We start from the raw sequence: 15,125 nt of genomic DNA on the forward strand, positions 1-15,125 counted from the left end.
TTCGATCCTATCAGTCAGTGGAGGTGCCGAGGGTGAGAAGTTCCCGAGCGTGGGTGATCGCGGCGTCCGAATCGGTCAGTCCGGAGAGCAGTCGGGCCATCTCGGCCTCGCGCTCCTCCCCTTCCAGACGGCGGACGCTGGACGCCGTGACAGCGCCATCGTGGGATTTGACGACAGACAGATGGTTCGTGGCGAACGCCGCGACCTGTGCGAGATGCGTCACCGCGATGACCTGCGACTTCTCGGCGAGCCGGGCGAGTCGTCGTCCGACTTCGATCGCCGCGGCGCCGCCGATGCCGGCGTCGACCTCGTCGAACACGAAGGTCGGCACCGGGTCTGTTCCGGCGATCACGACCTCGATCGCGAGCATGACGCGGGAGAGCTCTCCCCCGGATGCGCCCTTGCCGACGGATCGCGGCTCGGCTCCGGGGTGTGGCGCCAGCAGGATCGCGACGTCATCGCGGCCGTGCGCGCTCTCGGCGCCCGGCGTGACGGCGACCTCGAGTCGGGCGTCGGGCATCGCGAGCGCGTGCAGCTCATCGCTCACTGCGACGCCGAGCTTCGCGGCCGCCGCCGCGCGCTCGGCGGTCAGTGCATCGGCACGGGCGTCGAGCTCGGCACGGGCAGCATCGCGTTCGGCTTCGAGCCGATCGAGTCGCTCGCCGTCGTCGTCGAGCTCGGCGAGTCGAGCCGAACCCGTCTGCCAGAGCTCCAGAGCCTCATCCAGCGACCCGTGCGCGCGGATCAGGGTTCCGAGGGCAGCACGACGTTCCTCGACCGCTGCGAGCTCATGAGGGCCGGTCTCGTCGAGATCGGCGAGGTACGCGGACAGCTGGCCCGCGACATCGGCGATGCGATAGCCGATGTCGGCGAGGCCGGCGGAGATCTCGGTGAGAGACGTGTCGGAGACGCGCTCGAGCGCTCGCCGGGCTTCAGCGATCAGAGCGGATGCGTCGGGTTCGCCCTCTTCGTTCGAGAGCGCACTGTGGGCCAGGGAGGCGGCGAGACGGAGCTCCTCAGCATTCGCCAGACGTTCGGCTCGCGCGGACAGCTCGACGTCTTCGCCGGGCTCGGGTGCAGCGGCCTCGATCAGGGCGAGTGCCTCCCGCAGACGCGCGGCCTCTTCGGCCCGTCGATCGCGGTTCTCCGTGATGTCGGTGATCTCGGCGTCGAGCTCGCGCCAGCGCGCGAACGACGAGGAGTACGCCTCGAGCGCAGTGGCGATGGACGCACCTCCGAAGCGGTCGAGAGCGTCGCGCTGAGCCGCGGATGAGCGCAGCCGAAGCTGCTCCGACTGCCCATGGACGACGACGAGCTCCTCGGCGAGGGCGGAGAGCACCCCGGCAGGCGCTGCGCGACCTCCGACGCTCGCGCGGCTGCGCCCTTCGGCGCTGAGCGTGCGCGACACGTACAGCTCGGCGGCGCCCGCACCTGCGGGCTCCAGCTCTCCCCCGGCGTCCGCGACGATGTCGGCGACGTCGCCGGTCTCGGGGACGATCCATACGCCGGCGACCGATGCCTGCGTCGCTCCCGCTCGCACCGCACCGGAATCCGCACGCTGTCCGAGCAGCAGCCCCAGCCCCGTGACCACCATGGTCTTGCCCGCACCGGTCTCGCCGGTGATCGCGGTGAACCCTGCTCCGAGAGGCAGCACGGCGTCGGCGATCACGCCGAGCCCCTGCATCCGCATCTCCTCGATCATGCGGTCGGCCCCTGTCCTCGCCAGCCCGCGACCGGCAGCCGGAACTTGCGCACCAACCGGTTCGTGAACGCGGTGGGGTGCAGGCGGGCGAGCCGCACGGGGCGCGACGAGCGCCGCACCACTACGCGCGCCCCCGGCGGGAGGTCGTGCGATCGTCGTCCGTCGCACCAGAGGATGCCGGCGCCCGAGGTGCCCTCGAGCATCTCGATCGCCACTGCCGCATCCGGGCTGACGACGAGCGGCTTCGCGAACAGTGCATGGGCTGAGAGCGGCACGACGGCGATGGCCTCGACGCTCGGCCAGATGACAGGGCCTCCCGCCGAGAAGTTGTAGGCGGTGGACCCGGTCGGGGTCGACACGACCATGCCGTCGCAGCCGAAACTCGACAGCGGGAGTCCGTCGATCTCGAGCACGACCTCGATCATGCGCTCACGGCTGGCCTTCTCGACCGTCGCCTCGTTCAGCGCGAAGGTCTCGTACACGACCGTGCCGTCGACGTCCTTGACCCGCACGGACAGAGCCAGACGATCCTCGACCTCGTAGTCGCGGTCGATGACGCGGCGCACGGCCGCATCCATGTCGTCCCGATCGATCTCGGCGAGGAAGCCGACATGGCCCATGTTGATGCCGAGCACAGGTGCCGCGCAGCCGCGTACGAGTTCGGCGGCGCGGAGGATCGTACCGTCGCCTCCGAGGACGATGGCGAGTTCGAGCTCCTCCTGCTGCACCGTCTCGCCGAGCACGTCGACGTCGGCGAAGCGAGGGTCGACCGCGCGCAGGTCGACGCTGTCGTCGGCCGCGAGCACCGGACGCGCACCGGCGCCGCGGAGTTCATCGATCACCTTCCGAGCCGCGTCGACGGTGTCCTCGCGCCCGGCGTGGGCGACGACCAGGATGTTGCGCTCGTTCATCGTCTCCCTGCCAGTGTGTTGATGCGGTCCGACCATTCTGACGGATCGCTTCCGCGCCCCGGCGCGAGGTGCAGAAGATACTCCGAGTTGCCGTGCGTCCCCAGGATCGGGGAGGGAAGGATGCCGAGCATCCCCAGTCCCGCGTCGAAGGCGCTCCATGCGGTGCGGGCCACGGCATCGGCGCGAGTCGCCGGGTCTGTGACGAGCCCGCCTCGGACCGCGGTGCGTCCGACTTCGAACTGCGGCTTCACCAGCAGGATGATGTCAGCTGCGGGGGCGGCGACGCCCGCGACTGCGGGAAGGACGAGCTCGAGGGAGATGAAGGAGAGATCGCCGACGACCAGGTCGGGAGCCTCGGTCTCACCCGTGACATCCTTCAGGTTCTCGGGCGTCATGTGACGGACGTTGTAGCCCTCGACGACCACGACGGCCGGGTCGGATGCGATCGACGACGCCATCTGGTCGTGCCCCACGTCGACGGCGAGAACCCGACGAGCTCCGCGCTCGCGGAGCACCTGGGTGAATCCTCCCGTTGAGGCGCCCATGTCGAGCGCCAGGCGCCCTTCGACGGAGATGTCGAATCCGTCGAGTGCGGCGATCAGCTTGTGAGCCGCCCGCCCGACATAGTGATCGGTCGCGGCGACGGTGATCTCTGCGGAGTCCGCGACGGGCGTCGAGGCCTTCACGACCGGTCGCCCGTCGATGCTCACCACGCCTTCTGCGATCAGCGTGGCGGCGTGGGTGCGCGAACGGGCGAGGCCTCGCGCGGCGAGGGCGGCGTCGAGTCGCGTCATCGGGCGCCCGGCGCGTCGCGCTGATCGAGCTTCGCGCCGCTGTCGAGGCGACGGGAGAGTTCGTCATGCAGCCCGGAGTATGCGCCCGCGCGGGCAGCGAGAGGCTGCCCCTCGATCAGGCGCAGGCGACTCCACAGACCGTCGGTCGGTGCGTTCGTCGTCTCTTCGCTCACGGTTCTACTGTACGCGGCGGGGCCGACGCGTCGGCGGAGCCACGGCGGCGCGGGCCAGGTGACTCGCGCCGTAGCCGATCAGGGACGGTGGAACGGGTCGTCGTAGAGACGCTCGGGCACACGCAGCACGAACACCGGGGTTCCGGATGCCCAGATCGCGGCCGCACCGGCGCGCAGCAGGTCGATCTGCGAGTCGCCCTCGGCGACGATCTCGACGTCCGCTCCGACGACGCGGACGGAGGCGCCGTTGACCGAATGGATGCCATCCTTCGACGTGACCTCGGGATACGGCTCATGCAGTTCCCGGAGGTCACTGAGGATGTACGTCGGCCGGGATCCTTCAGGAGCCGCGAGCACGTGCTTGGGGCGGTCGATCCCCGTGAGCACGAGCGCGGAGTCGATACCCGCACGCACGGCACCGAGGATGTCGGTGTCGAGGCGGTCTCCGATGAAAAGCGGCTTCTCGGCGCCGAAACGCTCCGTCGCCTCTTCGAAGATCGGCGTCTCGGGCTTTCCCGCGACGGTCGCGAGACGACCGATGGCCGTGTGCACGGCGGACACGAGCGTGCCGTTGCCGGGGGCGACCCCACGCTCGCGCGGGATGGTCCAGTCGGTGTTGGTGGCGATCCAGGGGATGCCACCCTCTTCCTCCGGCACCTTCAGGGCGAAGGCGGCCTCAGCGAGATCCGTCCAGGCCACCTCGGGGGCGAAGCCCTGCACGACGGCATCCGGAGCATCCTCTGCGCTGCGGGTCACCGTGTAGCCGGCTTTCTCCGCCTCGTCAACGAGTCCTGCTCCCCCGACGATCAGCAGCGTCGCCGGAGGCGGGACGATCCCGGCGAGCAGGCGCATCGCCGCCTGCGGGCTGGTGATCACATCAGCCGGCGCGACTTCGAGCCCGAGACTCGTCAGGTGCTCGGCGACAGAGGCATCCGTGCGCGATGCGTTGTTCGTAATGTATCCGAGTCGCGCGGATGCCGCGGCGGCGTTGAGGCTCTCCACTGCGTACGGCAGAGCGCCCGGACCCGCGTAGACGACACCGTCGAGGTCGGCCAGCACGGCATCCACCCCGTCGAGAGGCGTCCGAAGCGCAGGCTTCTTGGAGAACAGCCCCACTACGCCTCCTCAGAGGAGCCGGACTCGGAACGCTTATCGTCCTCCGGGGCAACGTCGGACTCGTCGGACCCGTGCTCGACGTCGTCTTCGCCGAGAAGCTCGCGCACCTCGTCGTCGATCGAAGGCTCGGGCTCGAGCTCGGGCTCGGGCTCGGGCTCGGGCTCGGGCTCGGGCTCGGGCTCGATGTCAGCGGCGTCTGCGTCGTCGTCCGCGGCGTCCGTGACCGCTTCAGCCGCATCAGCGTGAGAGTCGTCAGCGACGGGCTGCTCAGCGTGGTCCTCATCGTCGAAGTCGCCCTCGATGAGGCCGTCCTCGATGATGATCTCCTCGTCGCCGGCCTCGTCGACGCCGAGTGCTTCAGCGGCGACCTCTGCACGGTGCGCCCAGAACTCGGCCTCTTCGGTGCGTCCCAGATCCTCGAGAACGGCGGCGCGAGCGGCGAAGAGCGCAGGGCTCCACTCGAACGCGCGATCCGGGTCGAGTTCCGGGATCTCGAGCTCGCCGAGTGCGAGTTCCAGGTCGCCCTGGTCGAGACGTGCGCCCGACATGGCGATTGCGAGCGAGACGCGGACGGGGGTGGTGAGAGCCGAACGGTCGATCGCGCGGCCGGTCTCGAGCGCACGGTCGGGACGACCGATACCCCGCTCGCTGTCGACCATGAGGGCGATCTGATCGTCCTTGCCGGAGATGCGGCGGTAGGTGCGCAGCTCGCGGAGAGCGAGAGCGAAGTCCTCTGTCGCATAGGCGGTGATGCCGAGCGTCTCGCGGACGATGGCGATACGACCCGCGCGACGCGACGCCGCAAGAGCATGCTCGTGGGCCAGCGCCGGGTCCTCGTCGATGAGGCGGGATGCCATCGCCAGGTGACGCGCGACGAGATCGGCGTTCTCCTTGCTCAGCGTCTTCAGCTCATTGCGAGCGGAGGTGTGCAGGTCCCGAGCAGTGACGTCGTCGGGGATGTGCGGGTCGTTGAACCGCGGACGGTCGCCATCGGCCTGCACCGGACGCTCGCGACCCGCTCCCCCGCGCTGCGGGTAGGAGCGAGACGAATCGCGGTCCTGACGGGGTGCGCGGTCATCGCGGTTGTCGCGGTTGTAACCACCGGAGCGGGGAGCGCCACCATCACGGTTGTACCCACCCGAACGGGGAGCACCGCCATCGCGGTTGTCACGGTTGTACCCACCCGAACGGGGAGCGCCACCATCCCGGTTGTCACGGTTGTAGCCACCCGTGCGGGGAGCACCGCCATCGCGGTTGTCACGGTTGTACCCACCCGAACGGGGAGCACCGCCATCGCGGTTGTCGCGGTTGTACCCACCCGTGCGAGGAGCACCGCCATCGCGGTTGTCGCGGTTGTCGCGGTTGTCGCGGTTGTCGCGGTTGTCGCGGTTGTCGCGGTTGTCGCGGTTGTCGCGGTTGTACCCACCCGAACGGGGAGCCCCACCATCACGGTTGTACCCACCCGTGCGGGGAGCGCCACCATCGCGATTGTCGCGGTTGTACCCACCCGTGCGGGGAGCGCCACCATCACGGTTGTACCCACCCGAACGGGGAGCCCCACCATCACGGCTGTCGCGGTTGTACCCACCCGAACGGGGAGCGCCACCATCGCGGTTGTACCCACCCGAACGGGGAGCGCCACCATCGCGATTGTCGCGGTTGTACCCACCCGTGCGGGGAGCGCCACCATCACGGTTGTACCCACCCGAACGGGGAGCCCCACCATCACGGCTGTCGCGGTTGTACCCACCCGAACGGGGAGCGCCACCATCACGGTTGTACCCACCCGTGCGAGGAGCACCACCATCACGGCTGTCGCGGTTGTAGCCACCGGATCGAGGTGCGCCACCATCACGGTTGTCGCGGTTGTAGCCACCCGTGCGGGGCGCGCCACCGTCGCGGTTGTATCCGCCCGAACGCGGAGCGCCACCATCACGGCTGTCACGGTTGTACCCACCCGTGCGAGGAGCACCACCATCACGGTTATCGCGGTTGTACCCACCCGTGCGGGGAGCGCCACCATCACGGTTATCGCGGTTGTACCCACCCGAACGGGGAGCACCGCCATCGCGGTTGTCCCGGTTATAGCCACCCGAACGCGGGGCGCCACCATCACGGCTGTCACGGTTGTACCCACCCGAACGGGGAGCGCCACCATCGCGATTGTCGCGGTTGTAGCCACCCGTGCGGGGAGCGCCACCATCACGGTTATCGCGGTTGTACCCACCCGAACGGGGAGCATCATCACGGCGCGGGCCGCTGCTGCGGTTGTGGTCGGGGCGTCCACCGGAAGGACGGTGACCACGCGATCCATTGTCGTCGTTGCGACGCGGACGGCGTTCTTGGTCTTCCGGCATGATGCTCCCTGTTCTAGATGTTGTTAACGCAAAATGGCCACCCAACGATGGGTGGCCATTTGCTTAAAAGAAGTCCGGCGGTGTCCTACTCTCCCACAGGGTCCCCCCTGCAGTACCATCGGCGCTGTGAGGCTTAGCTTCCGGGTTCGGAATGTAACCGGGCGTTTCCCTCACGCTATGGCCGCCGAAACACTATAGATGTTTCAATCAAAACACATAACAAAGTCATTGTCATGCGGTTCTCGACCGTACATCGAGAACCACTCAGTGGACGCGTAGCACCAACAAACGGTGTGTTATCAAGTCATCGGCTTATTAGTACCAGTCAGCTGCATGCATTACTGCACTTCCACATCTGGCCTATCAACCCAGTAGTCTGGCTGGGAGCCTCTCACCCGAAGGTATGGAAATCTCATCTTGAGGCCGGCTTCCCGCTTAGATGCTTTCAGCGGTTATCCATCCCGAACGTAGCTAATCAGCGGTGCTCCTGGCGGAACAACTGACACACCAGAGGTTCGTCCAACCCGGTCCTCTCGTACTAGGGTCAGATCCTCTCAAATTTCCTACGCGCGCAGCGGATAGGGACCGAACTGTCTCACGACGTTCTAAACCCAGCTCGCGTACCGCTTTAATGGGCGAACAGCCCAACCCTTGGGACCTACTCCAGCCCCAGGATGCGACGAGCCGACATCGAGGTGCCAAACCATGCCGTCGATATGGACTCTTGGGCAAGATCAGCCTGTTATCCCCGAGGTACCTTTTATCCGTTGAGCGACAGCGCTTCCACAAGCCACTGCCGGATCACTAGTCCCGACTTTCGTCCCTGCTCGACCTGTCAGTCTCACAGTCAAGCTCCCTTGTGCACTTACACTCGACACCTGATTGCCAACCAGGTTGAGGGAACCTTTGGGCGCCTCCGTTACTTTTTGGGAGGCAACCGCCCCAGTTAAACTACCCACCAGGCACTGTCCCTGAACCGGATTACGGTTCGAAGTTAGATATCCAGAGTGACCAGAGTGGTATTTCAACAATGACTCCACATGAACTGGCGTCCATGCTTCACAGTCTCCCACCTATCCTACACAAGCCACACCGAACACCAATACCAAGCTGTAGTAAAGGTCACGGGGTCTTTCCGTCCTGCTGCGCGTAACGAGCATCTTTACTCGTAATGCAATTTCGCCGAGTTCGCGGTTGAGACAGTTGGGAAGTCGTTACGCCATTCGTGCAGGTCGGAACTTACCCGACAAGGAATTTCGCTACCTTAGGATGGTTATAGTTACCACCGCCGTTTACTGGGGCTTAAATTCTCAGCTTCGCCTTGCGGCTAACCGGTCCTCTTAACCTTCCAGCACCGGGCAGGCGTCAGTCCGTATACATCGTCTTGCGACTTGGCACGGACCTGTGTTTTTAGTAAACAGTCGCTACCCACTAGTCTCTGCGGCCTCCAAACGCTTTCGGAGCAAGTCCTAATACGTCGAAGGCCCCCCTTCTCCCGAAGTTACGGGGGCATTTTGCCGAGTTCCTTAACCACGATTCTCTCGATCTCCTTGGTATTCTCTACCTGACCACCTGAGTCGGTTTGGGGTACGGGCGGCTAGAACCTCGCGTCGATGCTTTTCTTGGCAGCATAGGATCACCCACTTTTTATTCGCATCGTGTCTCAGCCTGTATGAGTCGCGGATTTGCCTACGACTCGGCCTACGCACTTGCACCGGGACAACCATCGCCCGGCTGGGCTACCTTCCTGCGTCACACCTGTTAATACGCTAACCGCACCAGAATGGGGTCGTGCGCTAGGCCCAGAGCGTCACCCCGAAGGGATCAGTCACTGGGATTCAGACACTTAGCACTACTGGATTAGCTTGGGCGGTTCTTCGCCGGTACGGGAATATCAACCCGTTGTCCATCGACTACGCCTGTCGGCCTCGCCTTAGGTCCCGACTTACCCAGGGAAGATTAGCTTGACCCTGGAACCCTTGGTCTTTCGGAGGACGTGTTTCTCACACGTCTTTCGCTACTCATGCCTGCATTCTCACTCGTGTAGCCTCCACGGCTGGTTTACACCGCCGCTTCGCTGGCCACACGACGCTCTCCTACCCATCAACACGGCTGGACCACGAAGGCCTACCAATAATGTCAATGCCACAACTTCGGTGGCGTGCTTGAGCCCCGTTACATTGTCGGCGCGGAATCACTTGACCAGTGAGCTATTACGCACTCTTTCAAGGGTGGCTGCTTCTAAGCCAACCTCCTGGTTGTCAAGGCAACTCCACATCCTTTCCCACTTAGCACGCGCTTTGGGACCTTAGTTGGTGGTCTGGGTTGTTTCCCTCTCGACTATGAAGCTTATCCCCCACAGTCTCACTGCTGCGCTCTCACTTACCGGCATTCGGAGTTTGGCTGACGTCAGTAACCTTGTAGGGCCCATCGGCCATCCAGTAGCTCTACCTCCGGCAAGAAACACGCAACGCTGCACCTAAATGCATTTCGGAGAGAACCAGCTATCACGAAGTTTGATTGGCCTTTCACCCCTATCCACAGCTCATCCCCTCAGTTTTCAACCTAAGTGGGTTCGGTCCTCCACGACGTCTTACCGTCGCTTCAACCTGGCCATGGATAGATCACTTCGCTTCGGGTCTAGGACATGCGACTGAATCGCCCTATTCAGACTCGCTTTCGCTACGGCTACCCCACACGGGTTAACCTCGCCACATATCGCTAACTCGCAGGCTCATTCTTCAAAAGGCACGCTGTCACAGCTACTAAGGCTGCTCCAACGGTTTGTAAGCAAACGGTTTCAGGTACTATTTCACTCCCCTCCCGGGGTACTTTTCACCTTTCCCTCACGGTACTTGTCCGCTATCGGTCATCTGGGAGTATTTAGGCTTATCAGGTGGTCCTGACAGATTCACACGGGATTTCACGGGCCCCGTGCTACTTGGGATACTCTTCGCGCCACGGTTGGCATTTCGACTACGGGGTTGGCACCCTCTATGACCGGCCTTTCAAGACCGTTCGTCTATACCATCGTGTAACGCCGCCATCTCGGCAGAGATGACTGAAAAGTCCCACAACCCCCAACGTGCAACGCCTGCCGGCTATCACACACGCTAGGTTTAGCCTGTTCCGGTTTCGCTCGCCACTACTAACGGAATCGCGGTTGCTTTCTCTTCCTGTGGGTACTGAGATGTTTCACTTCCCCACGTTCCCTCTACCCGCCCTATATATTCAGGCGGGAGTCACTAGGTCGGCACGCCGCCCAGCGGGGTTTCCCCATTCGGACACCCTCGGATCAAAACTTGCTTATCAGTTCCCCGAGGCTTATCGCAGATTGCTACGTCCTTCTTCGGCTCCAGATGCCAAGGCATCCACCGTTTGCTCTTAAAGACTTGAAATCACATGAGTTTGAATCAGAATCGACACCAGGCCGAAGCCTGGCATGAAATTGACTAATGATCTTTAAGATCATCTTGTGCAACCAATCCGAAGATCAGTTGCAAGATGCTCGCGTCCACTGTGTAGTTCTCAAAGTACGGGCGGTACCCCTTCTCGCCACCCCACACAGGGGAAACAACAAGAGGCCCAGAGGTACAGAAACGATCCGAAGATCGCATCCGGTCCCTCAGGACCCAACAGCGTGCAGACACCTGCCCCCTCACCCAGACCGTTCCACCAACCGAAGTTGCGTACTAGCTCCGAGATCAGATCTCGATGTCATGTCAAATGTTCCACCCATGAGCTCCCAGCGAAGAACGTATGCCTTCGATCTGGGTTCTGGACTCCGAAGAGTCAGATGCTCCTTAGAAAGGAGGTGATCCAGCCGCACCTTCCGGTACGGCTACCTTGTTACGACTTAGTCCTAATTACCGATCCCACCTTCGACGGCTCCCTCCACAAGGGTTAGGCCACCGGCTTCAGGTGTTACCGACTTTCATGACTTGACGGGCGGTGTGTACAAGACCCGGGAACGTATTCACCGCAGCGTTGCTGATCTGCGATTACTAGCGACTCCGACTTCATGAGGTCGAGTTGCAGACCTCAATCCGAACTGGGACCGGCTTTTTGGGATTCGCTCCACCTCGCGGTATTGCAGCCCTTTGTACCGGCCATTGTAGCATGCGTGAAGCCCAAGACATAAGGGGCATGATGATTTGACGTCATCCCCACCTTCCTCCGAGTTGACCCCGGCAGTATCCCATGAGTTCCCACCATTACGTGCTGGCAACATAGAACGAGGGTTGCGCTCGTTGCGGGACTTAACCCAACATCTCACGACACGAGCTGACGACAACCATGCACCACCTGTTTACGAGTGTCCAAAGAGTTGACCATTTCTGGCCCGTTCTCGTATATGTCAAGCCTTGGTAAGGTTCTTCGCGTTGCATCGAATTAATCCGCATGCTCCGCCGCTTGTGCGGGTCCCCGTCAATTCCTTTGAGTTTTAGCCTTGCGGCCGTACTCCCCAGGCGGGGAACTTAATGCGTTAGCTGCGTCACGGAATCCGTGGAATGGACCCCACAACTAGTTCCCAACGTTTACGGGGTGGACTACCAGGGTATCTAAGCCTGTTTGCTCCCCACCCTTTCGCTCCTCAGCGTCAGTTACGGCCCAGAGATCTGCCTTCGCCATCGGTGTTCCTCCTGATATCTGCGCATTCCACCGCTACACCAGGAATTCCAATCTCCCCTACCGCACTCTAGTCTGCCCGTACCCACTGCAGGCCGGAGGTTGAGCCTCCGGATTTCACAGCAGACGCGACAAACCGCCTACGAGCTCTTTACGCCCAATAATTCCGGATAACGCTTGCGCCCTACGTATTACCGCGGCTGCTGGCACGTAGTTAGCCGGCGCTTTTTCTGCAGGTACCGTCACTTTCGCTTCTTCCCTGCTAAAAGAGGTTTACAACCCGAAGGCCGTCATCCCTCACGCGGCGTTGCTGCATCAGGCTTGCGCCCATTGTGCAATATTCCCCACTGCTGCCTCCCGTAGGAGTCTGGGCCGTGTCTCAGTCCCAGTGTGGCCGGTCACCCTCTCAGGCCGGCTACCCGTCGACGCCTTGGTGAGCCATTACCTCACCAACAAGCTGATAGGCCGCGAGCCCATCCCCAACCAATAAATCTTTCCAGTAACTGACCATGCGGTCGCTACTCGTATCCAGTATTAGACGCCGTTTCCAGCGCTTATCCCAGAGTCAGGGGCAGGTTGCTCACGTGTTACTCACCCGTTCGCCACTGATCCCACAGAGCAAGCTCCGTGTTCACCGTTCGACTTGCATGTGTTAAGCACGCCGCCAGCGTTCATCCTGAGCCAGGATCAAACTCTCCGTAAAAAAGAAATGCATACGACACCGGGAAAACGGTGACGCAGCGAGTTTGATGCTGACCAAAGAGACAAATTCATTGCTGACTTCATCCGAATGCCAACCCCACAAGGAGGTTGGTCTTTGATCCAAAGGAATTCTCAACTAGCCGAAGCTAGACGAGGATAATTTGGCATTTGACAAGTGCACGCTGTTGAGTTCTCAAGGATCGGATGCTCCCACGACCCAGTCATCACAACCAGGCCCGAAGGGCAACTTCTCTATCTTAGCCACCCTGACTCGCTTGTCAAATCAGCGCGCCGTGCAGATCTTGGATCCGCTGCGCAGCCTGTGACAGCCGCAGAAGGGGTGGATCTCCCATCCTAGACGCGGGCGTCTGTTCTCACAAGTGAGTGGAGTGGGAGGTGGTTCTCCGCTTGAGGGGGGTGAAGCTCTTGGCTCCTCCGCTTCCCTGTGGGGCGAACAAGTAATAAGTTACGTGGGTTCCGGGGTTCTGGCAAATCGGGGCACCACCCCCGGGCGTGTCGCAGGCGCTACCGTTCAAAATTTCCCCAGTCCAGGATCAGTTATCGCCGCGGATCGGCGTCACGAGTACGATCGCAGCGTGACCCGGCCCCCGATTCCCTCCCCCTCAGAGACACTGCTGGAACAGGTGTTCTCCGATCTCGGCATGACTGACGATGCGCCTGACATCGGCGACCGCCGACCCCACCCCGTCCCGCTCCCGTCACGTCTTGCGACCGCGGATCTCGCGTGGGCGAGCGTGCACGCGGTCAGTCTGATGGCCGGCATCCGAGAACTGCCGGATCCCGACCGCATCTCCACCGCCTACAGGAGCGACCGCGTTCTCGCGATCGATGGCATCGCACCCGACGTGTGGTCCGCGTACTCGGGGTTCTGGCGCTCGACGGATGGCTGGGTGCGCACCCACGGCAACTATCCGCATCACGCCCACCGCCTCCTCGCCGGGCTCGGACTCGGAGCAGGCGCCACCGGCGACGCCGTGCGTGCAGCCATCCTGGGGTGTACGACGACCGAAGCGGTCGAGCTCATCACCGCGGAACGCGGCCTCGCCGTCCCCGTGCTCCGCGAGGATCCACACCTCGATTCGCGGTGGCGTGCCACTCCCCTGCTCGATGTCACTCATCGGGATGCGGACCAGTCCGGCTCGCGGCGCATCCCGCTCGAGCGAGACGAGGCTCCGCTCAGCGGCATCCGCGTCCTCGACCTCACTCGGGTGATCGCGGGCCCCGTGTGCACCCGAACTCTCGCACTGCTCGGCGCCGACGTGCTCCGCGTTGATCCACCCCGTCTGGCAGAACCCGAGTGGCAGCACCTGGACACCGGTCACGGCAAGAGGACGACGCTGCTCGACGCGCGAAGCGAGCGCTTCCGCGAGCTTCTCGCCGCCGCGGATGTCGTCGTGCTCGGATACCGGCCGTCATCGCTCGACCGCCTCGGCCTGTCCGCATCCGCACTGACCGAGCGGTATCCGGGGCTGGTGATCGCCCAGCTCACCGCCTGGGGCTTGGACGAGCCGGATCGCGCCGGCTTCGACAGCCTGGTGCAGGCGGAGTCCGGGATCTCGATGATCGAGTCCCCCGACGGCGATCGGCCAGGAGCGCTCCCTGCCCAGGCACTCGACCACAGCGCCGGCTACCTGCTCGCGACCGCCGTCATCGCACTGCTCGAGCGGCGTCAGCGCGACGGCGGCAGCTGGATGGTGCGCACGTCACTGCGCCGCGTGGCCGCTGAGCTGCTCGGAATGCCACGCGCCGATGCACCGGAACAGGTGCGCGAGTTCGACACCAGTGCTCACTCCACGACGTTCGACGTCGCCGGACGGAAGGTCACTACGGCCGGTCCCGCACTTCCCGGGCTCGAGTTCGCGGCTCCGCGTCGGTGGGGGTCGGATCAGCCGCGCTGGTGATGCCGACGGAACAGCGGCAGCGCCAGACACAGCACGAGGGTGAGCGCGCCCCACAGCGCACAGGCCGGAGGCAGCATCCGATAGGCGAGGTGCTGGTACGTGAACTCCTCGGTGAACGGACCGTACGCCAGGTATCCGATGACTGCGGCCGTGACCAGCATCACCGGAAGCGACAGCCACCAGGCGATCCGGACTCCCGCAGGCAGTATCTGCACCACGTCGCCCCGCGGCTCGGATCGACGCAGTCGGAGCACTGCCCAGACCCCGATGATCAGAAGACCGATCACGCTCGACCCGTGCTGGAGCCACTTGTATCCGGTCAGTGGACCCCACAGTTCGTCGAGGGCGGGGAGTGCGTCCACGCCCCAGCGTCCTTCATGCGTGAAGAGATCCCAGAGGATGTGCGACAGCACACCCAGGATCAGTGAGACCGCGAGCAGCACCGGGTACCACGGTCGCTTCGACCCGACGCCCACCGCGATTCCTGCCGCCTCCACTCCCGACCGGGACCACCCGGCGGGGATACGCTCGGCAAGCCAGAGCGGGGCGAGCTCACCGACTGCCGGACGGAGCACGACGCGCCAGACCAGGAACAGCACGAACGCGACCAGTGCGGTCCACACCACGTTGGCGAACGTGTGCGTGAACGAGTACTCGAGGCCGACACCGCGCACGAACAGGGGCAGATCGGGAGTCATCGCACCGATCGCTATCGCCGCCGGCACGAGCGGGGTGCGGATGAAGGGCAGGGCGACCAGCGCGTGGCTCGGTGTGAACGGCATCCGATGTCTCCTGTCGATCCGGCTGGCGAGAAGCGTG

Annotated in this window: 9 protein-coding genes and 3 rRNA genes; 2 read left to right on the top strand and 10 right to left on the bottom strand. The window is 63.6% G+C overall.

Annotated elements, in window-relative coordinates:
- Positions 1-10 precede the first annotated feature (10 nt).
- The 6 genes from recN to OD997_RS05885 all read right to left on the bottom strand — a co-directional run bounded on the left by recN (position 11) and on the right by OD997_RS05885 (position 5,697).
- The gene (gene recN / locus OD997_RS05860) at positions 11-1,702 is read right to left on the bottom strand and encodes a DNA repair protein RecN (protein WP_434330779.1); all 1,692 of its coding nucleotides are present in this window, start codon (positions 1,700-1,702) and stop codon (positions 11-13) included.
- On the bottom strand, positions 1,699-2,613 hold the full coding sequence (locus tag OD997_RS05865; protein WP_434330780.1) for an NAD kinase: 915 nt from the start codon (positions 2,611-2,613) through the stop codon (positions 1,699-1,701). The genes recN and OD997_RS05865 overlap by 4 nt, the downstream gene beginning before the upstream one ends.
- Complete coding sequence (locus OD997_RS05870; RefSeq protein ID WP_434330781.1) at positions 2,610-3,407, bottom strand: TlyA family RNA methyltransferase; 798 nt, start codon at positions 3,405-3,407, stop codon at positions 2,610-2,612. Before OD997_RS05870 ends, OD997_RS05865 begins: the two co-directional genes overlap by 4 nt.
- Positions 3,404-3,580 (bottom strand): hypothetical protein, encoded by a 177-nt coding sequence (locus OD997_RS05875; protein WP_167347478.1) that lies wholly within the window; start codon positions 3,578-3,580, stop codon positions 3,404-3,406. Before OD997_RS05875 ends, OD997_RS05870 begins: the two co-directional genes overlap by 4 nt.
- A gap of 78 nt (positions 3,581-3,658) precedes the next feature.
- A complete protein-coding gene (locus OD997_RS05880; protein ID WP_434330782.1) occupies positions 3,659-4,696 on the bottom strand; it encodes an HAD-IIA family hydrolase in 1,038 nt (345 codons plus the stop codon).
- Positions 4,696-5,697 carry a hypothetical protein gene (locus OD997_RS05885; protein ID WP_434330783.1) on the bottom strand — a complete coding sequence of 334 codons (1,002 nt, stop codon included), beginning with the start codon at positions 5,695-5,697 and terminating at the stop codon, positions 4,696-4,698. The genes OD997_RS05880 and OD997_RS05885 overlap by 1 nt, the downstream gene beginning before the upstream one ends.
- On the opposite strand from OD997_RS05885, the gene OD997_RS05890 reads away from it, so the two are divergent.
- Positions 5,656-7,080 (top strand): hypothetical protein, encoded by a 1,425-nt coding sequence (locus OD997_RS05890; protein ID WP_434330784.1) that lies wholly within the window; start codon positions 5,656-5,658, stop codon positions 7,078-7,080. The two genes, OD997_RS05885 and OD997_RS05890, sit on opposite strands and share 42 nt — an antisense overlap.
- A 45-nt stretch (positions 7,081-7,125) precedes the next feature.
- Here OD997_RS05890 and rrf read toward each other — a convergent pair.
- The 3 genes from rrf to OD997_RS05905 all read right to left on the bottom strand — a co-directional run bounded on the left by rrf (position 7,126) and on the right by OD997_RS05905 (position 12,385).
- Positions 7,126-7,242, bottom strand: a 5S ribosomal RNA gene (rrf, locus tag OD997_RS05895).
- Between the two features lie 106 nt (positions 7,243-7,348).
- Positions 7,349-10,451 (bottom strand): 23S ribosomal RNA (locus OD997_RS05900).
- Positions 10,452-10,860: 409 nt separating this feature from the next.
- A 16S ribosomal RNA gene (locus OD997_RS05905) occupies positions 10,861-12,385 on the bottom strand.
- The 16S, 23S and 5S rRNA genes sit together here, the layout of an rRNA operon.
- Positions 12,386-13,046: 661 nt before the next feature.
- On the opposite strand from OD997_RS05905, the gene OD997_RS05910 reads away from it, so the two are divergent.
- Complete coding sequence (locus OD997_RS05910; protein ID WP_434330785.1) at positions 13,047-14,306, top strand: CoA transferase; 1,260 nt, start codon at positions 13,047-13,049, stop codon at positions 14,304-14,306.
- On the opposite strand, the gene OD997_RS05915 is transcribed toward OD997_RS05910, so the two are convergent.
- Positions 14,291-15,088, bottom strand: coding sequence for a DUF4184 family protein (locus tag OD997_RS05915; RefSeq protein ID WP_434330786.1), 798 nt, complete (start codon positions 15,086-15,088; stop codon positions 14,291-14,293). The two genes, OD997_RS05910 and OD997_RS05915, sit on opposite strands and share 16 nt — an antisense overlap.
- Positions 15,089-15,125 lie beyond the last annotated feature (37 nt).

Source organism: Microbacterium sp. CGR1, assembly GCF_051062835.1.
Lineage (GTDB): Bacteria > Actinomycetota > Actinomycetes > Actinomycetales > Microbacteriaceae > Microbacterium.

Bases quoted from the DNA above. Each gene is read 5' to 3' on its own strand.
- recN (WP_434330779.1), bottom strand. From the start codon at position 1,702: ATGATCGAGGAGATGCGGATGCAGGGGCTCGGCGTGATCGCCGACGCC.
- OD997_RS05910 (WP_434330785.1), top strand. From the start codon at position 13,047: ATGACTGACGATGCGCCTGACATCGGCGACCGCCGACCCCACCCCGTC.
- OD997_RS05865 (WP_434330780.1), bottom strand. From the start codon at position 2,613: ATGAACGAGCGCAACATCCTGGTCGTCGCCCACGCCGGGCGCGAGGAC.
- OD997_RS05915 (WP_434330786.1), bottom strand. From the start codon at position 15,088: ATGCCGTTCACACCGAGCCACGCGCTGGTCGCCCTGCCCTTCATCCGC.
- OD997_RS05870 (WP_434330781.1), bottom strand. From the start codon at position 3,407: ATGACGCGACTCGACGCCGCCCTCGCCGCGCGAGGCCTCGCCCGTTCG.